This window comes from Curtobacterium sp. MCBD17_035, from assembly GCF_003234815.2.
Taxonomy (GTDB): Bacteria; Actinomycetota; Actinomycetes; order Actinomycetales; family Microbacteriaceae; genus Curtobacterium.
Genome location: NZ_CP126279.1, coordinates 1,310,258 through 1,335,682, shown reverse-complemented (window position 1 = coordinate 1,335,682; position 25,425 = coordinate 1,310,258). Strand labels below are relative to the sequence as shown.

Sequence of the window (25,425 nt, the reverse complement as noted above, 5' to 3'; positions counted from 1 at the left end):
GGGTCAGCACGGCGCAGGGGTCGGCACTGCGCAGGGGTCCGCACTGCGCAGGGGTCGACACTGCGCAGGGGCCGCACTGCGCAGGGGTCGGCACCCGGCGGATCCGGCCTACGGGATCAGCACCCGGCGGACCATGCCCGGCCCGGTCAGGTCCCCTCACCGCGGCGGGCGATGACGCGGACCATCACCTCGAGCGCGTAGTGGGCGTCGCGGGACCCGCCCTTCACCGCCGTGTCGGCGGCCGCGATGCTGAGGATCGCGTTCGCGAGGCCGGCCTCGCTCCAGCCCTGGACGTCTCGCTGCGCCCGCTGCACCTGCCACGGTGCCAGCCCGAGCGCCGATGCCGCCTGCCCGCTCGACCCGCGGAAGGAACTGACCTTCGCCATCGTGCGGATCTTGCTCGCGAACGCCGCGACGATCGGCACGGGGGCCTCGCCGGTCGCCAGGGCGTGCCGGAGCTGCACGACGGCCGGCCCCGATCGACCGGCGAGCGCGATGTCGGCCACCTTGAAGGCGTTCGTCTCGACCCGGCCGCCGTAGTACCGGTCCACCGTCCGGTCCGTGATCTCCTGGTCGTCGTCGGCGAGCAGCTGACGACAGGCGGCAGCGAGTTCGGCGAGGTCGTCCGCGAACGCCGCGACGAGGGTGCGGACCGCGGACAGGCTGATCTTCCGGCGCGCGGCGCGGAACTCGGCCTGGACGAAGTCGATCCGGTCGGTCTCCTTCTTCAGTTCGTCGCACTGGACCTCGATCCCGCCGCCAGTGCCACCACGGATCGCGTCGAGCAGTTTCTTCCCGCGGACGCCGCCGCCATGCCGGAGCACGAGCGTGACGTCGTCGGCCGGGGCCTGGAGGTAGGAGAGGGTCTCGGTGATGAACGCGTCCGTGCACTTCTCGACCTGGACGACGCGCAGGAGGCGGGGTTCGCCGAACAGCGAGGGGCTGGCGAGGGTCGCGAGCAGCCCAGGCGCGTACTGGTCGGCCTCGAGATCGTGGACCTCGAGTGCGGGGTCCTCGGCGAGCAGGAGATCGCGCAGCGAGGTGATCGCTCGTTCGGCGAGGAAGGTCTCGGGTCCCGTCACGAGGACGACCGGTGCCGGCCGGATCGCCGACCACGGGACCTGGTCGATCGCCGCGGCTGCGCGCGCTGGTCTCTTCGCCGCCATGGTGTGCCTCCCGCTCGGGACGTTGGTGGACCCGACCGTGCCCGACCCGGTCCACGCCGGGCTCCGACCCGACCGACCTCCAGCAGTGTACGGGCGACGGGCGACACCCCCGCAGTGGGATCGCCTCGGTCGGGCCGCTCGCGCCAGACGCGGAGGTCGCCGCCCGACGCCGAGAGCACGACCGTGCCGTTCTGATCGGTGCGGAGCGCCGCCGTGCCCGCTGCCTCCAACATCGCGAGCGCGCGGTCGGTGGGATGCCCGTAGGGGTTGTCGGCACCCACGCTCACGATGCCCACCCGAGCCGACACCGCTCGGTACAGCGCCGGGTCCTGGTCGGCGGAGCCGTGGTGCGCGACCTTGACGACGTCGACGGGCGGCCAGCCTCCGGCTGCCGTCACCATGGCGAGCAGCCGTCGCTGCGCCGCCTCGCCGAGGTCGCCGAGGAACAGCGACGACAGGCAGTCGGAGCAACGCCGGGACGGCTCGAACAGGACCGTGACGCTCGCGTCGTTCCCGCCCTCGGTGGTCGACGGAGGGGGCCACACCACCCGCCACGGCAGATCCCCGAGCGTGCCGGCGGTGCCTGCGCCCGCCGTGACCACGTCGGCACCCGCGCGCCGCAGGGTGGCGACGACGTCGGCGTCCGCCGCGCGGCCGAGCGGGCCGACGAGGGCGGTCCCGACGCGGTCGGCTACCACCCCGACCGCACCCACGTGGTCGCGGTCGTAGTGCGAGGCCACGAAGAGGTCGATCCGGTCGATCCCCAGCAGGTCGAGGCAGCGCTCGAGCCGCTCCGGCTCGTCGCCCGTGTCGACGAGCGCGACCGCGTCGTCCCGCCGCACCAGGACCGCGTCGCCCTGGCCGACGTCGCAGGCCGCGAGCGACCAGTCGGCGGGGACGCTCCCCCGGACGACGGCGTCGGGCACGACGACGACCGAGACGCCGATCACCCCGACCACCACCGCCGCGGCCACGGGGACCGCCCGTGCAGCACGGCGCACGAACACGGCCGCCACGACCGCCGCGCTCACCAGTGCGGCCGTCGCGGCGCCGAACGGGCCGGCCGGCCAGGGGACGACCGCGAACGGGAGTGCCGCGGCCGCCCGCGCGACGACGGCGATGACCGCGGCGGGTGCCCACGCGGCGGCCGCGAGGAACCAGGCACCGGTCGACCAGATGGGCGCGAGCGCGCACGCCGCCAGCCCGAGGACGGTCGCGACGGGAGCCAACGGCTCCGTGACCAGGTTCGTGAGCACGGCGTACGTCGGGATGGACGGTGCGAGCACCACGGTGACGGGCCAGCACGCGGCCTGCGCCGCGACCGGTACCGCGAGCGACGCCGCGACGACGGGTCCGAGTCGTCCGGCGAGACGCGACGCCAGGACCGGGGCGACCACCACGACCCCCGCGGTGGCCAGGACGGAGAGCGCGAACCCGAAGGACCGGGCGAGCCACGGGTCGACGACGAGCATGCCGATGGTCGCCAGCGCCACGAGCGGTGCGCCCTGCACGGGTCGTCCACGCAGGTGCACGACGAGCACGACGACCGCCATGATCGTCGCGCGCACGATGCTCGGATCCGGTCGCACGAGCAGGACGAATGCGCCGAGCACGACGACCGAAACCACGACACGCGCCAGCCGCGGGGCGCGTGCGGCCCGGCCGACGAGCATCACGAGTCCGACGAGCACCGCGCAGTTCGAGCCGGAGACGGCGGTGAGGTGCGTCAGTGCGGTCACCTCCATCGCATCCGCGGTCCGGTCGTCGATACCGCTCCGGTCCCCGATCGCGAGCCCGCGCAGCAGGCCGGCTCCGGGGCCGGGCAGTCTCCCGGTGACCTCGGCGAACGCGCGCCGGGCGGTCGTGCTGGCGAGGAGCAGCGCCGCGGGAGCGTGGACGACCTCGGGGTCGCCCCGGATGAAGAGCAGGACGGACGCGGTCGCACCCGGCGTCCCGGCGACCAGCTCCGCGTGCACACGCACCGTGGCACCCGCGACGAGTGGGACGGCGACGTCGCTGGCACCGGGGTCGTGCTCCGTCGAGCCCGGCTCCGCGAGGACCACGCGGGCAGGGACGCGGAGGCCGGTGGTCGTGATCGTCTCGCCACCCGCGCGGTGCTCCATCCGGACGAGGCGCCCGGGGACCGTTCGCTCGCCCGGTTCGCCGTCGCGCTCGAGCACGACCTCGGCGACCACGGCCGCCCCGTCGTCGATCGCTCGGATGGCTTCCGGACGCCGCACGGCGTCACGCACGTCGACGGCGACCGCGACGAGGGCCACGAGCAGCAGGGTGGGCGCGACGAGGCCGACGACGCCGAGCGGTCCGCTGTGCGCTCGGGGTGGGCCCGTCCGCCCGCGACGGACCACCCGGAGGACGACCAGGACCGCTGTGGCCGCGGCGACTCCCGCGGCCATGGCGACCGGGACCGCGTGCCCGGGACTGGCGACCAGGACCACCGCGACCACCCAGGCCACGGCCACCGGCACGACGAGCCGGAGATCGGGACGTGGCGCACCGAGCGACGTCACACCCGCACCCGGTCCCGGAGGTCCGCGAAGGTCGCGTCACCGATCCCGCTGACGTCGAGCAGGTCCTCGACGCTCGAGAACCGACCGTGCTCGGTCCGCCACGCGACGATCCGGTCGGCGAGCGCCGGTCCGATGCCGGGCAGGGTCTCCAGGGCGGTGGCATCGGCGGTGTTGAGGTCCACCAGGGTCGGGCCCTCCCCACCATCGACGGACGCACTCCCGCCCCCCACGACGGGTCCCGGGGCCTCGGGGACGTCGTCCTCGCCGTCACGCGGCACGTACAGTTGCTCGCCGTCCACCAGTGGCCGGGCGAGGTTCACCCGGCTCAGGTCTGCGTGGTCGGCCGCCCCGCCGGCCTCGGTGACCGCGTCGTCGACGCGGGCACCGACCGGGAGCTCGACGAGGCCCGGCGTGGCGACGGCCCCGAGCACGTGGACGACGACGGTCGCGGGCGTCGCCGCTGGGGGGACCACTCCCGTGGACGCCGTGGCGGGCGCCGACACCGAGACCGCATCGGCGGAGCGCTGGACCGTCGTGGCGTGGTCGGTCAGTGCGCCCACCGCCAACAGCACGAGTGCCACGACCGTCACGGCGATGGCGGCGACCACGAGGGCGCGCGGCCGGATCCACGTGCGGACCGATGCGGTGTCGTCGAACTCGTCTCCCGTCATGCTCCGACGCTAGGGGCGCTCCCGAAGCCGAACGGCCCCGCCGGTGCGTCCTGTGTCGGGACGCCCCAGCGGGGCCGTTGTGGAGGAGTGGGCGCGGAGGGCAGTCAGCCCCGGATCGCGATGTTGACCAGCTTCGGCGCGCGGACGATCACCTTGACGATCTCGCGCTCACCGATGAACCGCTGCACCGATGCGGAGGACCGGGCCAGCGCCTCCAGGGCGTCCGCGTCGATCGACGGCGGCACCTCGAACGTGTCGCGCACCTTGCCGTTGACCTGCACGACCGCCGTGACGCTCTCCTGCACGAGCAGGGTGGGATCGGCCTTCCGCCAACCGTGTGTCGCCACCGACGGCTCGTACCCGAGCCGCTCCCACATCTCTTCGCCGGTGTACGGCGCGAAGACACTCAGACCGAGCGCGACGGTCTCGGTGGCCTCGCGCACCGCGGGGTCTGCCGGCCCGACACCCGAGTCGATGGCCTTGCGCGTGACGTTGACCAGGTCCATGAGCCGCGCGATGACGACGTTGAACTTGAAGGACTCCATGAGACCGGGCGCGTCGGCGAGGAACCGGTGGGTGACGCGGCGCAGCGCACGGTCGCCCTCGGCCCACACCGCGTTCGGAGCCGACGTCACGTCCACCGCCAGGCGGTAGGCGCGAGCGAGGAAGCGCGCGCTCGCGGCGGGCGAGACGTCCTCCCAGTTGATGTCGTCCTCCGGCGGACCGGCGAAGCCCATCACCAGACGGATGGCGTCGACCCCGTGCGCGTCGAGCTCGTCCCCGAGGCTGACGCCGCCCTTCGACTTCGACATCTTCGACCCGCCGGACAGCACCATACCCTGGTTGAGCAGCGCGTTGAAGGGCTCCGTGAAGTCGATGTACCCGAGGTCGAACAGGACCTTCGTGACGAACCGCGCGTAGAGCAGGTGCAGGATCGCGTGCTCGACGCCGCCGATGTACTGGTCGACGGGCGCCCACTTGCGCGCCTCGGCCGGGTCGAACGCCTGGCTGTCGTCGTTCGGGCTCAGGAACCGCAGGAAGTACCAGGACGAGTCCACGAAGGTGTCCATCGTGTCGGCGTCGCGCTTGGCGGGAGTGCCGTCCACCGGGTTCGGCACGTTCACCCAGTCCTCGGCGCCGCCGAGCGGGCTCGTGCCCTTCGGCTTGAGGTCGAGTCCCTCGCTCGGCGGGAGCAGCACGGGCAGCTGGTCCTCGGGCACCGGGTACTCGGTGCCGTCGTCGCCGTGGATGATCGGGATCGGCGTGCCCCAGTACCGCTGGCGGGAGATGAGCCAGTCGCGCAGTCGGTACGTCTTGGCGGCGCGACCGGTGCCCTTCTCCGAGAGCAGCCGGATCGCAGCCTGGATCGCGTGCTGCTTGCTCATGCCGTCGAGCGGTCCGGACGCGATCATCCGCCCCTGTCCGGTCAGCGCGACACCGGTCGATGCCGGGTCGAGCGGCGGCAGGTCGAAGTCCTCGAGGGTCGCGCCCTCGGGGATCACCGGGATGGCACCGGTGACGGCCGCGTTCGTGTCGACGACCACCTTGACCGGGAGGCCGAACACGCGTGCGAAGTCGAGGTCGCGTTGGTCGTGGGCCGGCACCGCCATGACCGCACCGTGGCCGTAGTCCGCGAGCACGTAGTCGGCCGCCCAGATGGGCAGGCGCTCCCCCGTGACCGGATGCAGGGCGAACCGGTTGAGCGGGACACCGGTCTTCGGCCGGTCGGCGTTCTGCCGGTCGATCTCGCTCGTCGCCTGGGTCTCGGTCAGGTACTCGGCGAAGGCCGCCCGGGTCGCGTCGTCCGATGACGCGACGAGTTCGGCGGCGAGGTCACTGTCCGGGGCGACGACGAGGAACGTGACGCCGAAGACCGTGTCGGGTCGCGTCGTGAAGACGGTGACGGGTTCGTCCCGCCCCTCGATCACGTAGTCGACGTCGGCGCCGACGGATCGACCGATCCAGTTGCGCTGCATGGCGATGACCTTCGCCGGCCAGGTGCCCTCGAGCTGGTTGAGGTCGTCGAGCAACCGGTCCGCGTAGTCCGTGATCCGGAAGTACCACTGCGTCAACTTCTTCTTGACGACCACGGCGCCCGAGCGGTCGGACGTGCCGTCCGGCAACACCTGCTCGTTCGCCAGGACGGTCTGGTCCACCGGGTCCCAGTTGACCCAGCTGTCCTTCCGGTACGCCAGGCCCTTCTCGTACATCTTGAGGAACAGCCACTGGTTCCACTTGTAGTACTCGGGGTCCGACGTGTGCAGCTCGCGCGTCCAGTCGAAGGACGGGGCGTAGCGCTTGAACGAGGCCTTCTGTTGTTCGATGTTCGCGTACGTCCAGGCGCGGGGGTCGATCCCGCGCTTGATGGCCGCGTTCTCGGCGGGCAGGCCGAACGAGTCCCACCCGATCGGGTGCAGCACGTTGAAGCCCTGCTGCCGCCAGTACCGGGCGACGAAGTCGCCGAGTGCCCAGTTCTCGGCGTGACCCATGTGCAGGTCTCCGGACGGGTACGGGAACATCTCGAGGATGTACTTGCGCGGGCGGCGGTCCTCCGGGTCCGTCGTGAAGAGCCCGAGGTCCGACCAGATGCGCTGCCACTTGTCCTGGATGCGCCGGGGGTCGTAGGCGTGCGGGTCCTCGACGTGTTGCTCGATGGTCACGGAACTCTCATTCGGTCGGGAGGGACGGGTCACCGCACACGAGCGGGTGACCGACGATCAAGGGTACCGAACCGAGCCGGGCCGCACGCCGCACGGGGACGGATGCCGGGCACTCGCCGGGCGTCCGTCCCCGTGTCGGTGGTCAGTGCGCCGCGGTGCTCAGAGCAGTCCCTTGTCGGTGAGGAACTTCTTGGCGATCTGCGCCGACTTCTCCTTGTCCACGGTGCTCTCGGTGTTGAGCTGGATCAGCGCGGACGTGGTCAGGGCCTTGTCGACCTTCTCGATGTCGGTGGCGGCCTTGCCGGTCACCTTCTTCGAGACGACCGGCGTCACGTTCTGCGGCAGGATCAGGTGCTTCGGGTCCTTGAGGGTGACGAAGTCGTTCGCCTTGATGCTCGGGTCGGCGCTGTAGATGTCGGCGAGCTGCACCGTGCCGTCCTTGAGCGCCTTGACGGTGAGCGCGCCGCCCGAGTCCTCGATCGCGGTGAACCCGACGGTGGCACCGTAGGTGGACTTGAGGCCGTTCGGCCCATAGGGGCGGGTCTGGAACTCGGAGTTCCCCCCGACGGTCAGCTTCGTCGAGACGTCCTTCAGGTCGGCCAGGCTGGTCACGTGGTTCTGCTGCGAGAACTGCTTGGTGACCGTGTAGCTGTCCTGGTCCGTCGCCGCCGCTGCGGGGAGCGCACGGATCCCGCTCGGCAGGGCGGACTTGAGACCCGCGGCGATCTCCGCGGGGCTCGACGCCGTGGACTTCTTGTCGTAGTACTGGAGCAGGTTGCCGCTGTACTCGGGCATGACGTCGATGGCGCCCTTCTGCATCTGCGGCAGGTAGACCTCACGTTGCCCGATGTTGAAGTTCCGCTTCACGTCGTAGCCGTCGTGCTCGAGCACCTGCGAGTACAGCTCGGCGATGATCTCGTTCGAGTAGTACTGCTGCGAGCCCACGACGATGGTCGAGGACCCGGCGGCGGACGACGCGCTGCTGCCCGCGATGGGGCTGCTCGAGGAGCAGCCGGTGAGCGCCGCGACGGCGCCGACGGCCAGTGCGGCCGCGATGCCGAGGCGGAGTCTGGTTGCTGTGGTCACGAGGGGTTTCCTTCCGGGAGGGGATTGTGGGAGGACGCGTGCGTCACCCGGGAACGCGAGCCCGAACGGCCGGCGACGCCCACGGGCACCACCGCCCGCTGGAACCCGGCGAAGAGGATCTCGAAGACGATGGCGAGTGCGATCACGAGGATCGACGAGCCGAGCATCTCCGCGTAGTCCTGGATCTTGAGGCCGAGGAACAGGTAGCCGCCGAGACCGCCGGCCCCGACGTACGCCGCGAGGGTCGCCGTCGCGACGACCTGGAGGACCGCGGCCCGGATGCCCCCGATGAGCAACGGCAGGCCGAGCGGGATCTCGACCTTCCAGAGGATCTGCCACTCGGTCATGCCCATGGCACGGGCCGCGTCCACGGTCACCGGGTCGACGGCCTCGATGCCCGCGTAGGCGCCGGCGAGCACCGACGGGATCGCGAGCACGACCAGGGCGATGAGCGGGGCGGACAGTCCGACGCCGAGCGCGATGCCGAGCAGCGTCAGCACGCCGAGCGTCGGCAACGCACGGATGCCGCCGGAGAGGGCGATCGCCACGCTCCGCGCGCGACCGGTGTGTCCGATCGCGAACCCGATCGGGATCGCGATGACCGCGGCGATCCCGACCGCGAGGAGCGTGATCCACACGTGTTCCCAGAGGCGCGTCGGGATGCCGGTGGGTCCGGGGTAGTTGGTGGGGTCGAACACCCACGCGAACGCCTGGCCGATGATCACGAGGTCACCTCCGTGACCGGTGCGGTGGATCTGGCGGCGCGCCGTCGTGTGGCGCGGGACACGGACCGGGTCCACGGGAGCACCAACCGTCCGAGCAGCACGAGCAGGCCGTCGAGCACGAACGCCAGGACCAGGACCATGACGATCCCGGAGCCGATCTCCTCGGGGATCGTGCGCTGGATGCCGTCCGTGAACAGCGACCCGAGGCTCTGCACCCCGAGCACCGCGCCGACCGTCGTCAGCGAGATCGTCGACACCGAGACGACCCGGAGGCCGGCGAGCAGCACCGGCCCCGCGAGCGGCAGGTCGACCCGGAAGAACCGCTGCACCGGTGAGTACCCCATGGCGACGGCGGCTGCCTGCGTGGCCGGGTCGACGGACGACAGCGCGTCGGCCGTCGACCGCACCATGAGCGCGAGCCCGTACAGCGTCAGCGCGACGACGATGTTGACGGGGTCCTGCAGGTCGGTGCCGATCACCGCCGGCAGCGCGATGAACAACGGGAGGGACGGGATCGCGTAGAGCAGGCTGGCGACGGCGACGATGCCGCCGCCGGTCCCCCGGGCGAGCCTCCGGGGCGCCCCGCCGTCCGTCGAGGGGCCGCGCAGTTTGACGACGAGCCACCCGATGGGGATCGACAGGAGGAAGCTGACGACGATCGCCGGCAATGCGGTCGCCAGGTGCGCCAGCGTGTCCGACCAGATGATGTCGAGGTTCGACCACACCCAGGTCACGACGCGCTCCCACCCTGCGCCGCAGCACCCGCCGCGGGGTGCGCGGCGGCCTCGGAGACGGATGGGACGGGTCCGGTGAGCACACCGGCGGCACGACCGTCGGCGTCGACCACCACGGGGCCACCGGGTGTCTGCTCGATGCGGAGGGCGCGGCGGCCGCGACCGGCACCGACGAAGTCGGCGACGAAGTCGTCGGCGGGCGACGACATGATCTCGGCCGGCGTTCCCTGTTGCGCGATCACCCCGCCCTTGCGGAGGATGACGACCTGGTCGCCCAAGCGGAAGGCCTCGTCGATGTCGTGGGTCACGAACACGACGGTCTTGCCGAGTTCTCGTTGGAGCCGGATGAGCTCGTTCTGCAGATCCGTCCGCACGAGGGGGTCGACCGCGCCGAACGGCTCGTCCATGAGGAGGACGTTCGGGTCGACGGCGAGGCCACGGGCGACCCCGACACGCTGCTGCTGACCCCCCGAGAGCTGCGAGGGGTACCGGTCGGCGAGGCCGCGATCGAGTCCGACGGTGTCCATGAGCTCGAGCGCACGCTCCCGTGCGCGGGCCTTCGGGACGCCGGTCAGCAGCGGCACGGTCGCGATGTTGTCGACGACCTTCCGGTGCGGCAGGAGTCCGCTGTTCTGCATCACGTACCCGATGCGGCGGCGGAGTCCGACCGGCGGGACCGCCGCGACGTCCTCGCCGTCGATCTCGACACTGCCCGCGGTCGGGTCCACCATGCGGTTGATCATCCGGAGCAGGGTGGTCTTGCCGCAGCCGCTCGACCCGACGAAGACCGTCGTGGTCCGGGACGGGATCACCAGGTCGAAGTGCTCGACTGCGGTGGTGCCGTCCGGGTACTGCTTGCGCACCGATCGGAACTCGATCATGGATGCTTGGCCCTTCCGGTTCCTGGGTGCGTCTGGTGGACGCGTGCCCGTCGATCTCCCGCCGGTGGGTGGAGGTCGTCCCGCCCACGTACTGAAGCATGCTTCGGCGCGATGGGCAATCACGGATTGCGTACGCGGACATCCGACGCCCTGCTCCGCCGGATCGACCGATCGAGCGGGGTACGAGCGCACCGCACCGGAGGGGTACGGACGGTCAGGAGCGTACCCGGGTCCGCCGACGCTCGCGTCGGGACGATGACGAATCGTGACGTGGCGGACGACGACGCCCGCCCCCGAGAGCGGGAGCGGGCGTCGTCCGGTGGCCCCGGGTCAGGCGTCGGCGAGGACCGATCGCAGGTACGCGCGGGACATCGCCCGGAACTCCTCGACGAGTGCGGCGTCCCCGGCACCGGGCACCCGGTGTGCGCGGGCGAGGACCGCGTGCCCGGCCTCGGTCAGGACGGTCCACGCCCGACTCATCCGCTCGGAGTCCGGGAACCCGAAGCGCTCGCGGAAGATGACGGCGACCGCGCCGCCCAGTTGGGACATCCGGTCCTCGGTGCCGTCGTCGCCCTCGGTGACGTCACCGAAGCGGACCGCACGGAACCCCGGCTCCGTACGGTACATCTCGACCGTCATGTCGATGAGCGCGTCCGCGCCCTGCTCCCACGTCGTCGCGCCGCTCGCGTCGATCGACGAGACGAACCGCTCGGCGAGCCGTTGGGCGCACCGGATCGCGAGCGCCTCCACGACCGCGATGCGATCCGGGAAGTACCGGTAGACCGTCCCGATCGAGGCTCCGGCCCGCTCGGCGACCATGGCGGTCGTCAGGCGCTCGAGCCCGATCTCGTCGATCACCGCGGCCGCAGCGTCGAGGAGCCCGGCGAGGCGCGCCGAACTGCGGGCTTGGACCGGCTCGTTCCTGAGCAGTGATGATCCCCCCGGCAGTGCGTTCGATACCTCGGTGACGAGCACGTGTTCTCCTCCTCGCGCGAACGCGATGCTGGTCGACGGCCCGAGCGGCCGATGGCGGCGGGACGAACGGGCGTCCGCGCCGCGACGGGCGACGGACCCGCCGACGTGTTGATGTGACGGTCACAATGGTCGCACCGAGCGCCTGGGTCGACGCTGCGTTTCGACTCCTCGGAGGCAACGCGTGTCGTGGGACGCCCGTCCGGCCAGGGCAGGACGGGAGGGGCGACGCGACCGGCACGGTGCACGCACCGACCGACGGATCACCCGCGTCCCCGTGCGCGGCGTCATGACATCACCCGACCGCGGCCGATGGCGGCGGCGACTCGGCAGAGGGTCGGCCGACCGACCGGCGCCCACCGGGGCGTGGAATGATGGTGCGATGCCCGATCGGACGATGCCGGATGCCGCGCTGGTCGACCCGATCCTGCACCGCGCCGCCCGCGTCGAGGACGCGGTCCAGGAGTTCCGGGAGCGGCGGGCACGTGCTCGCGGTCTCGTGCCGACGGTCGTCCCGTACACCGGGTACGGGGCGCCGGGATGGGTCCGGGTCCTCTGTCGGGTCCTGCTCACGCGGCGTGGCCTCGCCTCCGACGCCAGCTACGAGGGCGTCCGCGGTTGGCGCAGCTTCACGAGCGTGGCCGTCGACGACGTCGAGGTCACCGTCACCGCCGGTGGTGCCACGCACCGCGTGCAGGCCGACCGGGGCGGCGTGGTCGACACGCGTGTCCCGCTCGACCTCGAGCCCGGCTGGCAGACCGTCACGCTCGCCGCTGGCGGTTCGCGTCCCGTCCACGCGCCGGTGTTCGTCGTGGATCCGTCGACCCGCTTCGGCGTCGTCTCGGACGTCGACGACACGATCATGGTGACGAGCCTCCCCCGCCCGTTCCTGGCGGCATGGAACTCGTTCGTCCTCACGGAGCACGCCCGCCGCCCCGTCCCCGGGATGTCCGTGCTGTACGAGCGGATCCTGGGTCAGCACCCGGGCGCTCCGGTGGTCTACCTGTCGACCGGCGCCTGGAACGTCGCGCCGACGCTCAACCGGTTCCTCACTCGCAACATGTACCCGCCCGGCGCCCTGCTCCTCACGGACTGGGGTCCGACGCACGACCGCTTCTTCCGCAGCGGACGGCTCCACAAGCAGGAGAACCTCCGACGGCTCGCCGCCGACTTCCCCGACGTCCGCTGGCTGCTCGTCGGCGACGACGGCCAGCACGACGAGGAGCTGTACGGCGAGTTCATCGCCGAGCACGAGGGCAAGGTCTCCGGGGTCGCGATCCGCCAGCTCTCGACGAGCGAGGCCGTGCTCGCCGGCGGACGCTCCCGGGCTCAGGAACGCAGCCGCAATTCGGCCGCTCCGTGGGTCTACGCCCCGGACGGCGCCGGGCTCTGGGAGGCACTCGCCGACGTCGGGATCACCCGGCGCTGACCCGTGTCGGCGTGCCGATCCGGACGTCCGGACACCGCTCCCCTGCGGGAGTGCACAGCCGACTCCCTCCCGCCGGACGCGGGACCCGCAGGGTGACAGGCTGGACCGATGGCGCTCCACATCGAGGACTACGCACTCATCGGCGACTGCCACACCGCCGCGCTCGTCGGCCGGGACGGCAGCATCGACTGGCTGTGTCTGCCCCGGTTCGACAGCGCGTCCGCGTTCGCCGCGCTCCTCGGCGACGAGGACGACGGTCGCTGGCTGCTCCGACCGGACGACGACACCGCGACCGCCACACGCCGCTACCTCGACGACACGTTCGTCCTCGTGACGACCTGGACGACCTCCACCGGCGTCGTCGAGGTGACCGAGTTCATGCCGTCCGGGGACCGGCGCGCCGACCTCGTGCGACGGGTCCGCGGGGTGCGCGGATCGGTGGCGATGCGGCAGGAACTGCGGATCCGGTACGGCTACGGAGCGACGGTGCCGTGGGTGCGGCAGATCGGCCACGACGACGCGCACGTCCTGCTCGCCACCGCGGGGCCGGACTCGATCGTCGTCCGTGGACCGCGCCTCCATGCGGAGGGCCACCGTCACGAGAGCCGGTTCACCGTCGAGGCCGGCAGCACGGTCGACCTCACGCTGACCTGGTACCCGTCCCATCGTGAGCCGCCGACGCCCCCGCAGGTCGACGCCGTCCTCGACGAGACCGTCGGCTGGTGGCGCCACTGGGCCGCCGGCGACGCCACCGATGGTCGCTACGCCGACGCCGTGCACCGCTCGTTGCTCGTGCTCCGTGCGCTGACGCACGAGGACACCCGCGGTATCGCCGCGGCAGCGACCACGAGCCTCCCGGAGGACCCGGGCGGCGAACGCAACTGGGACTACCGGTACGTGTGGCTGCGCGACGCGTCGCTGACGCTCGCGGCGCTCCTCGCGCACGGGTTCCGCGACGAGGCGGACGGCTGGAAGCACTGGTTGCTCCGCGCGATCGCCGGTGACCCCGCCGACGTCCAGATCATGTACGGCCTCGCCGGCGAGCGGGAACTCCCGGAGCGCACCCTCGACCACCTCGCGGGGTACGAGGACTCCCGCCCGGTCCGCGTCGGCAACGGCGCCTACACGCAGTACCAGGGCGACGTCTTCGGCGAGGTCCTGGCGGCGCTGCACGACGCACGCGAGCTCGGCGTCGAGGAGAACGCGGACAGCTGGTCGCTGCAGCGCGCACTCCTGGCCTACGTCGAGGAGCACTGGCAGGACCCCGACAACGGCATCTGGGAGATGCGTGGGCCGCGCCGCCACTTCACGCACTCACGCGCGATGATCTGGGCCGCGTTCGACCGCGGTGTCGCCGCCGTCGAGGAGTTCGGACTCGAGGGGCCGGTCGAGCGCTGGCGCGGGTTCCGTGACCGGGTCCGCGAGGAGATCGAGACGCAGGGCTACGACCCGGTGCGGAACACCTTCCGGCAGCACTACGACACCGACGAGGTGGACGCCTCGCTGCTCGTCCTCCCCCAGATCGGTTTCTGCAAGCCCGACGACCCCCGCATGCTCGGCACCGTCGCCGCGATCGAGCACGACCTCCGCACCGGACCCGACGGACTGCTGCTCCGGTACCGCACCACCGCGGGCTTCGACGGCCTGTCTGGATCGGAGCACCCGTTCCTCGCCTGCTCGTTCTGGCTCGTCGAGCAGTACGCGGCGTCGGGCCGGATCGAGGACGCCGAACGCCTCATGGACACGCTCGTCGGGTTCGCGAACGACGTCGGGATGCTCTCGGAGGAGTACGACGTCGAGCACGGCCGGCAGATCGGCAACACACCCCAAGCGCTGTCGCACCTGACCCTCGTCACCGCCGCCGACGCGATCCGCCGGGCGCGCGGCGAGGCCGGGCCCGGCATCCGCACCCGGGAGGCCCAGAACGACGGCACCACCCGCAGCACCACCGGTGTGGGCGAAGCCGCGGGCGCTCCCGACTGACGCGCCGCACGCCGACACGACCGCGGCCCCGTCACCGGCGAGGTGACGGGGCCGCGGTCGCGTCGGACGACGATCGACGTCAGGGGATCAGGACGAGGACTCCCAGTCGGCGGGGCCACGCGAGCCGGCACGGTAGTCGTCGAGCGGGACCTCGCGACGCTTCCAGGCGTCCACGACGGGCTGGACGATCTCCCAGCAGCGGACCGCGACGTCGCCGCGGATCGACAGCAGCGGGTCGTCGTGGAAGATCCCGCTCAGGACCTCACCGTAGGGCGTGAGCTCGCCACTGTCGAACGACGACGACAGGACGATCTGCCCCATCTCGAACGGGTTGCCCCCACCGTTCGCCGACAGGCTCAGCTCGATCTCGTCCGGGTTGAGGACGATGCGCAGCGTGTCCGACACCGGCTGTCCCTCGAGGCCGGACGGGAGTCGCGGCACCGGCTTGAAGGTGACGAGGACCTCCTTACGGCTCGCACCGAGCGCCTTGCCCGAACGAAGCGTGAAGGGCACGCCCTGCCAGCGGGCGGTGTCGACCTCGACGTTGATCTCGGCGAGGGTCTCGGTCTGGCGCTCGGGGTCGACGCCGTCCTCGTCCGCGTACGACGGCAGCTCCTTGCCGTCGATCGTGCCCGCGACGTAGCGCGCACGCCGGCTCGCCTTGAGCGGGTCGTCGTCGACGAGGTGGGTCGACCGCAGCACCCGGGCGAGCGACGACCGCAGCTCGACGGCGTCAACCGCAGCGGGCGCGTCCATCGTGACGAGCGCGAGGATCTGGAGCAGGTGGCTCTGGATCATGTCGACGAGCGCACCGGCGTCGTCGTAGTACTGCGCGCGGCCCTCGAGGCCGAGGGTCTCGTCGTAGAGGATCTCGACCTTCTCGATGTTGTCCGCGTTCCAGATCGGCTCGAACATCCGGTTGGCGAACCGCAGACCGATGATGTTGAGCACGGTCGACCGGCCGAGGAAGTGGTCGGTGCGGTGCACGCGCTCCTCGGGGACGAGCTGGAGGACGGTCTCGTTCAGCGCCCGAGCCGATTCGACATCCGTGCCGAACGGCTTCTCGAACGCCAGGGTCGTGCCCTCGGGGAGTTCGAGCTCCGCGAGGGCGTCGCAGATGTCCGACGCGATCTGCGGCGGCAGCGCGAAGTACAACACCGGCTCGCCCTCAGCGGCGTCGAGCATGGCCTTGAGGTGGGCCGGGTCCTTCGGGTCGCCCTGCATGAAGACCGTCGACTCGAGCGTCGCGTCGACCTCGGGCCCCGAGACGTGCTGCGAATCGAAGGCGTCCTTGACGACCTTGGTCCAGGCTTCCTCCGAGCGGGCGCTCCGGCCCGTGCCGATGAGCTTGACGGGGACGGAACGGGCGCTCTGGAGGAACGTCCCGAGACCGGGGAGCAGCAGCCGGGCGGCGAGGTCGCCGGTTGCGCCGAAGACGATGAGAGTGCGCTTGTCGGTCACCAGGGGTGACTCCTTTCGGATGGATGTGCGGGTGTCGACCGCGTCCGATCGGACCGGTCGGGATCGGCCCGGACGCACGTCGGGCGGCACCGGTGAGGGTGCCGCCCGATGAGCGTCAGGTGCGGATCAGTGTCCGAAGTTGCCGCGGTAGTACTCGTAGGTCCAGCCGACGAGCGCCACGATCCCGATGGAGGCGCCGATGGCGAAGATCCACCACCCGGCTGCGACGCCGAGGAAGCAGATCGCCGCCGCGGCCGCGAGCGTGATCGGCCAGTAGGACCAGGGGCTGAAGTGACCGAGTTCGGCGTCACCGTCCTCGATGTTCGCGTCGGTGCGGTCCTCGGGCAGTACGCCGTCCTGCGCTGCGAACGTCCGGCCCAGGTAGAAGGCGATGAACACCCCCAGGATCCCGGTGAGACCGATCGAGACCGTGCCCACCCACTCGATCTGGTTGGTGGCGAGGATGCCCCAGATCGTGTACGCCGCGTCCGCCACGAAGAAGAAGATCGCGAGGATCCAGAACAGGTTGGTACTAGCGCGCATGGTTCCTCAGAACTTCTGGTCGGTCTGGTTCGGGTTCCGGGTCTTGCCTGTCGCCGCGTCGTGCGTCTGCGCGTCCGGAGCGTCCATCGCCGGACCGACACCGATCGGGATCCCCGCCTCGGGGTGGTTCAGATCGAACGCCGGCGACTCCGACCGGATGCGCGGGATCGAGGTGAAGTTGTGCCGCGGCGGCGGGCAGGAGGTCGCCCACTCGAGCGAGCGGCCGTAGCCCCACGGGTCGTTCACGGCGACGCTGGGCGCGTGCCGCGCGGTGACGTAGACGTTGTAGATGAACGGCAGGAACGAGACGCCGAGGATCATCGCGCCGATGGTCGACAGCTGGTTCATCCAGGTGAAGCCGTCCTGCGGCAGGTACGTGGCGTAGCGACGGGGCATACCGACGACGCCGAGCCAGTGCTGGATGAGGAACGTCGTGTGGAACCCGATGAACAGCAGCCAGAAGTGGATCTTGCCGAGGCGCTCGTTGAGCATCTTGCCGGTCCACTTGGGCCACCAGAAGTAGAAGCCCGAGAACATCGCGAACACGACCGTGCCGAACACCACGTAGTGGAAGTGCGCGACGACGAAGTACGAGTCGGACACGTGGAAGTCGAGCGGCGGCGAGGCGAGGATCACGCCCGTGAGGCCACCGAAGGTGAACGTCACGAGGAACCCGATGGCCCAGAGGATGGGCGTCTCGAAGGTGACCGAACCGCGCCACATCGTGCCGACCCAGTTGAAGATCTTCACGCCGGTCGGGACCGCGATGAGCATCGTCATGAGCGAGAACCACGGCAGGAGCACGCCGCCGGTGACGTACATGTGGTGCGCCCACACCGTCACCGACAGGGCCGCGATGGTGATCGTGGCGTAGACGAGCGTCTTGTAGCCGAAGATCGGCTTCCGGCTGAAGACCGGGAAGACCTCGGACACGATGCCGAAGAACGGCAGCGCGATGATGTAGACCTCGGGGTGGCCGAAGAACCAGAACAGGTGCTGCCAGAGCAGCGCACCACCGTTGGCAGGGTTGAACACCTGCGCACCGAACACACGGTCGAGGCCGAGTCCGAACAGCGCCGCGGCGAGCACCGGGAACGCCATCAGCACGAGCAGCGCGGTGATGAGGGTGTTCCAGGTGAAGATCGACATGCGGAACATGGTCATGCCCGGCGCGCGCATCGTGATGATCGTCGTGATGAAGTTCACGGCACCGAGGATCGTCGAGAAGCCGGTCAGGCCCAGGCCGAAGACCCACAACGTCCCGCCGAGACCTGGTGTGAACGTGGTGTCCGACAACGGCGCGTAGGCGAACCATCCGAACGAGGCGGCACCCTGCGGCGTGAGGAACCCGCCGACCGCGATGAGGCCGCCGAAGAAGTACAGCCAGAACGCGAACCCGTTGAGGCGCGGGAAGGCGACGTCGGGCGCGCCGATCTGCAGCGGCATGATCGCGTTCGCGAACCCGGAGAACAGCGGCGTCGCGAACAGCAGCAGCATGATCGTGCCGTGCATCGTGAACAGCTGGTTGTACTGCTCCTTCGTCGCCACGACGTGCAGGCCGGGCTCGAAGAGCTGCGCACGGATCACGAGCGCCATCACTCCTGCCAGCAGGAAGTACAGGAACGAGGCGATCAGGTACATGTACCCGATCGTCTTGTGGTCCGTCGACGTGATCCAGTTGACGATGATGTTGCCCTTGCGGCCCACCCGCGAGGCCGCGAAGTCCGGCGTCGAGGTCGGGGCCGACTGGCCGACGAATGCGGAAGTGGTCATGGAGCGAGCCTTACTTCTCGGTACCGGCGGCCTGCGCGGGCGCCACGTTGTTCGGCTGGTTCGAGTCGGTGTTGTACTCGTTGCCGAGCAGACCGACCTTGCCCTGGTCGCGGAGGGACGCGAGGTACGCCTGGTACTTCGCCGGCGACACGACCTTCACCTGGAAGAGCATGAGCGAGTGGTACTCGCCGCAGAGCTCGGCACACTTGCCCTGGTAGGTGCCGGTCTTCTCCGGGATGAAGTACTCGTAGTTGGTCCGGCCGGGGATCGTGTCCTTCTTGTAGAGGAAGTCGACGACCCAGAACGAGTGGTCCACGTCGCGCGAGGACAGCTCGATCTCGACCTTCTTGCCCTTGGGCAGGTAGAGGGTCGGCAGCTGGTTGGTCTTGATGTCGCCGGTGCCGTTGTCTTCTTCCTGGGCCTGGATGCCCTGGTAGTAGACCGACTTCTTGGCGTCGTTCTGGTCGATGTAGTTGAAGTCCCACGCCCAGCGCTTGGCGTACACGTGGATGGTGGCGTCGGGGTGTGCGAACGGCTTCTCGATCGCGGCCTGGTCCTTGGCGGTGAAGGCGAAGAAGCCGAGCACCAGGATGAGCGGCACGATCGTGTAGAAGATCTCGATCGGCATGTTGTACCGGAGCTGCACCGGGAGGCCGGTCTGGCCCTTGCGGCGGCGGTAGACCACCGCGGCCCAGATGATCAGGCCCCAGGTGATGAGACCGACCGCGAGGAGGACGATCCAGCTCGTCACCCAGAGGCCGACCGTCGCACTCGTGTGGTTGGTCGTGTCCCGCGTGTGCTCGGTGCCCGGCAGCCAGCCGTTCAGCTGCTGCTGCGTGCAACCGGCCAGTGCGATGACCAGACCGACGGCCACCGGGATGGCCGCCCAACGTATACGGCGATTCGAACGCACTGTTACCTCTCGCGAAGACGGTTGTCGGGACGTGACCGCATCGAATCAGCTCGACGCAGGGCTCGTTCCCAGACTGGGTGGAACACTCCTAGCTTACTCGCAGCCAGGGTGCCGACGTGCACACGCGACACGCTCGCGGGCGGCTTCGGAAGCCCACAGGTGTCGCCCAACGCAGCACGAGGGACGCCGGTCGCCCGGTCGTCCCTCGCTCGCTGCGGTGCCGCGGCAGGGCCGGTGCCCTGCGTGCGCCGCGATCGGTGCTGGTCAGTGGAAGCTGTCGCCGCACGCGCAGCTGCCCTGCGCGTTCGGGTTGTCGATGGTGAAACCCTGCTTCTGGATGGTGTCCTCGAAGTCGATGGTCGCACCGTCGAGGTAGGGCACGCTCATCCGGTCCACCACCACCTCGACCCCGTCGAACTCGGCGGTGGCGTCACCCTCGAGCAGGCGCTCGTCGAAGTACAGCTGGTAGATGAGGCCCGAGCAGCCGCCCGGCTGGACGGCCAGACGGAGCCGGAGATCGTCGCGGCCCTCTTGCTCGAGCAGGCTCGCGACCTTCGCCGCAGCCGCGTCGGACAGCAGCACGCCGTGGGACGGTGCCGCGGCCGGCTTCTCGATCGTCGTGGTGGTGTCGGTCATCGCCGTCTCCCTCCGCGCGGTGCAGGTCACCGCGGCTCGTTCCGATTGTAGGCGCGCGCACCGACGCCGTGCACCGGGTCGGGCCTCCCGGGTCGTGCGGACCGGACGGGAGGCCCGACGGCGGGCCGCTCAGACGGAGCGAGTGCCGAGGCGGGCCAGCAGGATCGTCTCGGCGGCGATGGCGCGGTGCAGGACGCCCAGGTGCTGCGACTCGTTCGGGCTGTGCGCGCGGGTGTCCGGGTCCTCGACGCCGGTGACGAGGATCTGCGCGGCGGGGAACTCGGCGGCGAGGTCCGACACGAACGGGATCGAGCCGCCGATCCCCTGCTCGACCGGCTGCGCACCCCACCCCTCGGTCATGGCCGTCCGGGCCTCGCGCACGGCCCAGCCGCTCGTGTCGACGAGGAACCCGTCGCCGGTGTCGACGTCGGTGATGTCGACCCGCGCGCCGAACGGGGTGTTGGCGCGGATGTGCGCCTCCACGGCCGCGAAGGCGTCGGTCGCCGACTGCCCGGGGGCGACCCGGATGGAGACCCGCGCGGAGACCGTCGGCAGGAGCGTGTTCGACGCGTTCGCCACGCTCGGCACGTCCATGCCCGTGACGGTCACCGAGGGCCCGGACCACATGCGGCCGAGCAGCGGGCCCTCCCCCACGGGCCGGACGCCGTCGACGAACGCCGCCTCGGCCGCGAGTTGCTCCTCGCTCCGCTCGGGCACCGGACCGTCGTACCGCGTGAGCCCGGGCACCGCCACGGTGCCGGCGTCGTCGTGGAGCGACGCGAGGAGGCGCACCATGGGCATCATCGCGTCCGGCACGGCACCGCCGAACATCCCGCTGTGCGACGCGTGCTCGAGCGTCGTCACCGTCAAGCGGAAGGTCACGTTGCCGCGCAGGCTCACCGTGATCGCCGGGACGTCGGTGGACCAGTTGTCACTGTCCGCGACGACGATCACGTCGGCCGCGAGGTGCTCGCGCTGCTCGCGGAGGAACGTGGTGAACGAGCGCGACCCGAACTCCTCCTCGCCCTCGACGAAGAGGACGATGCCGAGGTCGAGGTCGGCGTCGTCGACGACCGCACGCAGGGCGCGCAGCGACGCGATGTGCGTCATCACGCCGGCCTTGTCGTCCGAAGCGCCCCGCCCGTGCAGACGCTCCCCGCGGAGGGTCGGCTCGAACGGCGGCGTCTCCCACAGCGCCTCGTCACCCTGCGGCTGGACGTCGTGGTGCGCGTACAGCATCACGGTCGGTCGGCCGTTCCGCGCGCGCCGCACCGCGAGCACCGCCGGCTGTCCGAGCGCCGCGCCCCCGTCGGTTCCGGCCGTCGCGTCGGCGCCCTCGCCCTCGGCGCCCGCGATCGCGGAGCGGACGACCCGGACGTCCTCGAACACGCCCGTGGAGCGCGCGAGGTCGGCGACGGCCTCAGCACTCGCCTGGACCGCGGACGGGTCGAACGCGGACCACGACACGGAGGGGATCCGGATGAGCGCCGACAGGTCGGCGATGGTGGTCGGCAGGCCGCCCTGGACCGCGTCGCGCAGCGCGGCGAGCAGGGTCGGATCGGTCTCGGGCGCGTGCTGTGCGGAGTCGGTCATGCGGGTAATCTTGTCAGTCCGAGCAACGATCGAGGACACCGTGGCCAAGGCGCAACCCAAGACGAACACGACGGTCAACCCGTCCGACGAGGAACTCCTCGCGGCGGGCGCCCCCGCCCGGGGCAAGGGGCGACCCACCCCGAGCCGTCGGGAGCGTGAGGCCGCGAACCGGCGCCCGATCGTCGGCGCGACCCCGGCGGACCGCAAGGCCGCGCGGGCACGCCTGACGGACGACCGCGAGCGTGCTCGCGTCGGCCTGGCGAACGGCGAGGAGCGCTACCTCCCGGCCAAGGACCGCGGTGAGCAGCGCCGGTACGTCCGCGACTACGTCGACGCCCGATGGAGCGTCGGCGAGGTGATGCTCCCCCTCATGGCGGTGTTCCTCATCGTCTCGCTGGCCGTGACGGCGATCGAGGGCATCGCGTTCGTCCTCATCTGGCTCTTCGTCGCGCTGTTCCTGCTCGACGCCGTCGTCACGTTCCTCGCGCTGCGCCGTCGCATCACCGCGAAGTGGGGGTCGGGGTCGCTGCAGCGTGGCACGTTCCTCTACGTGGTGACCCGACAGTTCCAGATGCGGTTCCTCCGACTGCCGAAGCCGCAGGTCAAGCGCGGTCAGTACCCCGTCTGACGACCGGACGGACGGGAGGCCCGGTGCACGCTCGCACCGGGCCTCCCGTCGTTCCTGCGGCCGATCAGGCGCGCGCCGCGGCAGCCGCGCGCCGCGCCGCACGCCGGTGGCGACGCCGACGCAGTCGGTTGATGCGCATGGCCCACGTCGGTCCCTCGTAGAGGAACGCCGTGTAGCCCTGCACGAGCGTCGCGCCGGCCTCGATGCGGGCCTCGACGTCGGCCTCGGTCGTCACCCCGCCGACCGCGATCACGCAGAAGTCGTCCGGTACCGCAGCGCGCACACGACGCAGGACCGCGAGGGACCGCTCCGCGAGCGGCGCGCCGGAGAGACCACCCACGCCGAGGGCGGCGACGACGTCCTCGGCGGCGCGCAGCCCCGTGCGTTCGACCGTCGTGTTGGTCGCGATGACACCCGCGAGCCCGAGCTCCACCGCGAGTGCCGCGATCGCGTCGATCTGCTCGTCAGTCAGGTCCGGTGCGATCTTCACGAGCGTCGGCACGCCCCGGGCAGCGCCGTGCACGGCCGCGAGCAGCGGCCGGAGCTGGTCGATCTCCTGCAGACCGCGGAGCCCCGGGGTGTTCGGCGAGCTGACGTTCACGGCGAGGTAGTCGGCGAACGGCGCGAGCATGCGGGTCGACTCGAGGTAGTCGTCGACGGCTTCGGCCACCGGGACGACCCTGCTCTTGCCGATGTTGACACCGATGACGGGGCGGCCCGGGAAGCGACGCGCGCGTTCGAGGCGCCGGGCGGCCCGCGCGGCACCGCCGTTGTTGAACCCCATCCGGTTCACGAGCGCTCGGTCGGCGACGAGCCGGAACAACCGGGGCCGTTCGTTCCCGGGCTGCGGTCGGGCGGTGAGCGTGCCGACCTCGACGTGCCCGAACCCCAGGAGCCCGAGCCCGATGACGCCCTTGGCGTCCTTGTCGAACCCCGCCGCCATCCCGAAGCGCGACGGGAAGTGGATGCCCATCGTCGTGACGCCGTCTGCGGCACCGGGCCGTCCGTAGCGCTCGGCCAGTCCGGCGAGCACGGGGAGCCGGGGCAGGACACGGATCACGCCGAAGGCCAGGTGGTGCGCGCGTTCTGGGTCCATCCGGGCGAACACCACCCGGAACACGACCTTGTACCCGGCCCGGAGGAGGACTTCGGCGACGCCGCTCATCCGGCGCTCGTCGCGCTGCGGCCCGCCACCGCGTCGGCGTCGGCGTCGGCGTGGTGGTCGATGCGCAGTTGCTTGATGGCGTCGTCGAAGTCGTCGAGCGACTCGAACGCCTGGTAGACGCTGGCGAAGCGCAGGTACGCGACCTCGTCGAGCTCGCGGAGCGGATCGAGGATCGCGAGCCCGATGTCGTTCGCGTCGATCTGGCTCGCACCGGACGAACGGACGATCTCCTCGACGCGCTGGGCGAGCACGGCGAGGTCGGCGTCGGTGACGGGGCGACCTTGGCACGCCTTGCGGACGCCCGAGATGATCTTCTCGCGGCTGAACGGCTCGAGCACCCCGTTGCGCTTGACCACGTTGAGGCTCGCGGTCTCGGTGGTCGAGAACCGGCGCCCGCAGTTCGGGCACTGGCGACGACGACGGATCGACGTGCCGTCGTCACTGGTCCGGGAGTCGACGACGCGCGAGTCCGGGTGGCGGCAGAAGGGGCAGAACATGTCGCAGACGATCGTACCGGGTGGTCAGGAGCGGGCGAGGCGTGCGGCCACGGCGGCCCCGTGCGCCGGCAGCTGCTCCGCCTCGGCCAACGCCACGATGCGCGGACCGACCTCGGCGAGGGCCTCCGCGTCGTAGCGCACGATCTGCTGCGGGCGCAGGAACGTCGCCGCCGAGAGGCCGGCGCCGAACCGGGCCTGCCCGCCCGTCGGGAGCACGTGGTTCGACCCCGCGAGGTAGTCGCCGAGACTGACCGGAGCGGACGGCCCGACGAACACCGCACCGGCGCTGTCGATCTCCGCGAGCACGGCGTCGTCGTCCTCCGTCTGGATCTCGAGGTGTTCCGGTCCGTACGCGTTGCTGACCGTGGCGGCGTCCGTCAGCGAGCCGACGAGCACGACGGCCGACTGCGGGCCGCCGAGCGCCACGCGCACGCGATCCGCGGTGGCCAGCCGGGCGAGCTGGGCCGGGATCGCGGCGTCGACCGCGTCGCCCAGGGCCTCGGACGTCGTCACGAGGACGCTGCCCGCCTGCTCGTCGTGCTCGGCCTGGCTCACCAGGTCGGCGGCGACGTACTCGGCGTCGGCGGAGGCGTCGGCGATGACGAGGATCTCGGTCGCGCCGGCCTCGGCGTCGATGCCGACGAGGCCGCGGACGAGCCGCTTCGCCGCCGCGACGTAGTTGTTGCCGGGTCCGGTCACGAGGTCGACCGGCTCGAGCCCGATCTCCGGCACACCGTGCGCCAGTGCCCCGATCGCACCCGCACCGCCCATCGCGTAGACCTCGTCGATGCCCAGGAGGCCCGCGGCCCCCAGGATCGTCGGGTGCACGCCGTGTCCGTGGTCGCGTTGGGGCGGGGACACGAGGGCGATCGACCGCACCCCGGCCACCTGGGCCGGCACGACGTTCATGACCACGCTCGACGGGTACACGGCCTTGCCGCCCGGTACGTAGAGGCCGACCCGACGCACGGGGCGCCACCGCTGGTGGACCTCGGCTCCGTCGGCGAGCGTGGTGATCGCGGCCTGGGGCACCTGGGCGGTGCTCGCCGCACGGACGCGCCGGATGGCCTCGTCGAGCGCGTTCCGGACCACCGGGTCGAGTCCGGCCACTGCTGCGCCGATCGCTGCCGCTCCCACGCGGACGGCGCCGGGCGCGCCCCCGTCGAACCGCTCCGCCTGCTCGCGGAGCGCGGCGGCACCGCGGTCACGGACGTCGTCCACCAGGTCACGCGCCGCGGTCGTCGCACTCGCGACGTCACCCGCGGCCCGCGGCATCAGTCGGAGGAGTTCGGCGCGGTTCGGCAGACCGCCGCGGAGGTCGATTCGTCGCATCATGGCCAGCCCAGCCTACCGAGGCCGACCCGGTCACCGACGGCGCAGG

Annotated in this window: 21 protein-coding genes; 3 read left to right on the top strand and 18 right to left on the bottom strand. The window is 71.2% G+C overall.

Annotation, left to right across the window (positions count from 1 at the left end):
• Positions 1-146 precede the first annotated feature (146 nt).
• From holA to DEI93_RS06305, 9 genes are all read right to left on the bottom strand, one after another.
• Complete coding sequence (gene holA / locus DEI93_RS06345) at positions 147-1,166, bottom strand: DNA polymerase III subunit delta (RefSeq protein ID WP_111119168.1); 1,020 nt, start codon at positions 1,164-1,166, stop codon at positions 147-149.
• On the bottom strand, positions 1,079-3,694 hold the full coding sequence (locus DEI93_RS06340; protein WP_111119169.1) for a ComEC/Rec2 family competence protein: 2,616 nt from the start codon (positions 3,692-3,694) through the stop codon (positions 1,079-1,081). The genes holA and DEI93_RS06340 overlap by 88 nt, the downstream gene beginning before the upstream one ends.
• Positions 3,691-4,365 (bottom strand): ComEA family DNA-binding protein, encoded by a 675-nt coding sequence (locus DEI93_RS06335; protein WP_111119170.1) that lies wholly within the window; start codon positions 4,363-4,365, stop codon positions 3,691-3,693. The genes DEI93_RS06340 and DEI93_RS06335 overlap by 4 nt, the downstream gene beginning before the upstream one ends.
• A 104-nt stretch (positions 4,366-4,469) precedes the next feature.
• Positions 4,470-7,025 carry a leucine--tRNA ligase gene (gene leuS, locus DEI93_RS06330; protein ID WP_111119171.1) on the bottom strand — a complete coding sequence of 852 codons (2,556 nt, stop codon included), beginning with the start codon at positions 7,023-7,025 and terminating at the stop codon, positions 4,470-4,472.
• Between the two features lie 159 nt (positions 7,026-7,184).
• Entirely contained in the window at positions 7,185-8,111 is a 927-nt protein-coding gene (locus DEI93_RS06325) for an ABC transporter substrate-binding protein (protein WP_111008657.1), read from the bottom strand.
• Positions 8,108-8,836 carry an ABC transporter permease gene (locus DEI93_RS06320; protein WP_111008935.1) on the bottom strand — a complete coding sequence of 243 codons (729 nt, stop codon included), beginning with the start codon at positions 8,834-8,836 and terminating at the stop codon, positions 8,108-8,110. The genes DEI93_RS06325 and DEI93_RS06320 overlap by 4 nt, the downstream gene beginning before the upstream one ends.
• Positions 8,833-9,570: an ABC transporter permease gene (locus DEI93_RS06315; protein WP_111119172.1), complete on the bottom strand. Its 738-nt coding sequence runs from the start codon at positions 9,568-9,570 to the stop codon at positions 8,833-8,835. Before DEI93_RS06315 ends, DEI93_RS06320 begins: the two co-directional genes overlap by 4 nt.
• Entirely contained in the window at positions 9,567-10,451 is an 885-nt protein-coding gene (locus DEI93_RS06310; protein WP_111119173.1) for an ABC transporter ATP-binding protein, read from the bottom strand. Before DEI93_RS06310 ends, DEI93_RS06315 begins: the two co-directional genes overlap by 4 nt.
• 330 nt (positions 10,452-10,781) lie before the next feature.
• Positions 10,782-11,426, bottom strand: a complete 645-nt coding sequence (locus DEI93_RS06305; protein WP_181434655.1) for a TetR/AcrR family transcriptional regulator — start codon at positions 11,424-11,426, stop codon at positions 10,782-10,784.
• Between the two features lie 379 nt (positions 11,427-11,805).
• Here DEI93_RS06305 and DEI93_RS06300 point away from each other — a divergent pair, with 379 nt between their 5' ends.
• Together DEI93_RS06300 and DEI93_RS06295 are read left to right on the top strand one after the other, a co-directional pair.
• Positions 11,806-12,852: an App1 family protein phosphatidate phosphatase gene (locus DEI93_RS06300; RefSeq protein ID WP_111119174.1), complete on the top strand. Its 1,047-nt coding sequence runs from the start codon at positions 11,806-11,808 to the stop codon at positions 12,850-12,852.
• A gap of 108 nt (positions 12,853-12,960) precedes the next feature.
• Positions 12,961-14,835 carry a glycoside hydrolase family 15 protein gene (locus DEI93_RS06295; protein WP_111119175.1) on the top strand — a complete coding sequence of 625 codons (1,875 nt, stop codon included), beginning with the start codon at positions 12,961-12,963 and terminating at the stop codon, positions 14,833-14,835.
• A gap of 87 nt (positions 14,836-14,922) precedes the next feature.
• Here the strand turns inward: DEI93_RS06295 and DEI93_RS06290 are convergent, their stop codons facing one another.
• From DEI93_RS06290 to DEI93_RS06265, 6 genes are all read right to left on the bottom strand, one after another.
• On the bottom strand, positions 14,923-16,299 hold the full coding sequence (locus tag DEI93_RS06290) for a glucose-6-phosphate dehydrogenase (RefSeq protein ID WP_111012859.1): 1,377 nt from the start codon (positions 16,297-16,299) through the stop codon (positions 14,923-14,925).
• Positions 16,300-16,422: 123 nt separating this feature from the next.
• On the bottom strand, positions 16,423-16,839 hold the full coding sequence (locus tag DEI93_RS06285) for a cytochrome c oxidase subunit 4 (protein ID WP_111008651.1): 417 nt from the start codon (positions 16,837-16,839) through the stop codon (positions 16,423-16,425).
• 6 nt (positions 16,840-16,845) lie between these two features.
• On the bottom strand, positions 16,846-18,612 hold the full coding sequence (ctaD, locus tag DEI93_RS06280) for an aa3-type cytochrome oxidase subunit I (RefSeq protein ID WP_111008650.1): 1,767 nt from the start codon (positions 18,610-18,612) through the stop codon (positions 16,846-16,848).
• Positions 18,613-18,622: 10 nt separating this feature from the next.
• Positions 18,623-19,525 (bottom strand): aa3-type cytochrome oxidase subunit II, encoded by a 903-nt coding sequence (ctaC, locus tag DEI93_RS06275; protein WP_111008649.1) that lies wholly within the window; start codon positions 19,523-19,525, stop codon positions 18,623-18,625.
• A 264-nt stretch (positions 19,526-19,789) separates the two neighbouring features.
• On the bottom strand, positions 19,790-20,161 hold the full coding sequence (locus DEI93_RS06270) for a HesB/IscA family protein (protein WP_111008933.1): 372 nt from the start codon (positions 20,159-20,161) through the stop codon (positions 19,790-19,792).
• Positions 20,162-20,290: 129 nt separating this feature from the next.
• Positions 20,291-21,754, bottom strand: coding sequence for a dipeptidase (locus DEI93_RS06265; RefSeq protein WP_111071714.1), 1,464 nt, complete (start codon positions 21,752-21,754; stop codon positions 20,291-20,293).
• 10 nt (positions 21,755-21,764) lie between these two features.
• Between DEI93_RS06265 and DEI93_RS06260 the strand changes: the two genes are divergently transcribed.
• Positions 21,765-22,382, top strand: a complete 618-nt coding sequence (locus tag DEI93_RS06260; RefSeq protein ID WP_258368406.1) for a DUF3043 domain-containing protein — start codon at positions 21,765-21,767, stop codon at positions 22,380-22,382.
• Positions 22,383-22,446: 64 nt separating this feature from the next.
• Here the strand turns inward: DEI93_RS06260 and DEI93_RS06255 are convergent, their stop codons facing one another.
• The 3 genes from DEI93_RS06255 to hisD are packed head-to-tail and all read right to left on the bottom strand — an operon-like array spanning position 22,447 to position 25,379.
• Complete coding sequence (locus DEI93_RS06255; RefSeq protein WP_111119176.1) at positions 22,447-23,547, bottom strand: quinone-dependent dihydroorotate dehydrogenase; 1,101 nt, start codon at positions 23,545-23,547, stop codon at positions 22,447-22,449.
• The gene (nrdR, locus tag DEI93_RS06250) at positions 23,544-24,044 is read right to left on the bottom strand and encodes a transcriptional regulator NrdR (RefSeq protein ID WP_111119177.1); all 501 of its coding nucleotides are present in this window, start codon (positions 24,042-24,044) and stop codon (positions 23,544-23,546) included. The genes DEI93_RS06255 and nrdR overlap by 4 nt, the downstream gene beginning before the upstream one ends.
• 24 nt (positions 24,045-24,068) lie before the next feature.
• Complete coding sequence (hisD, locus tag DEI93_RS06245) at positions 24,069-25,379, bottom strand: histidinol dehydrogenase (RefSeq protein ID WP_111119178.1); 1,311 nt, start codon at positions 25,377-25,379, stop codon at positions 24,069-24,071.
• Positions 25,380-25,425 lie beyond the last annotated feature (46 nt).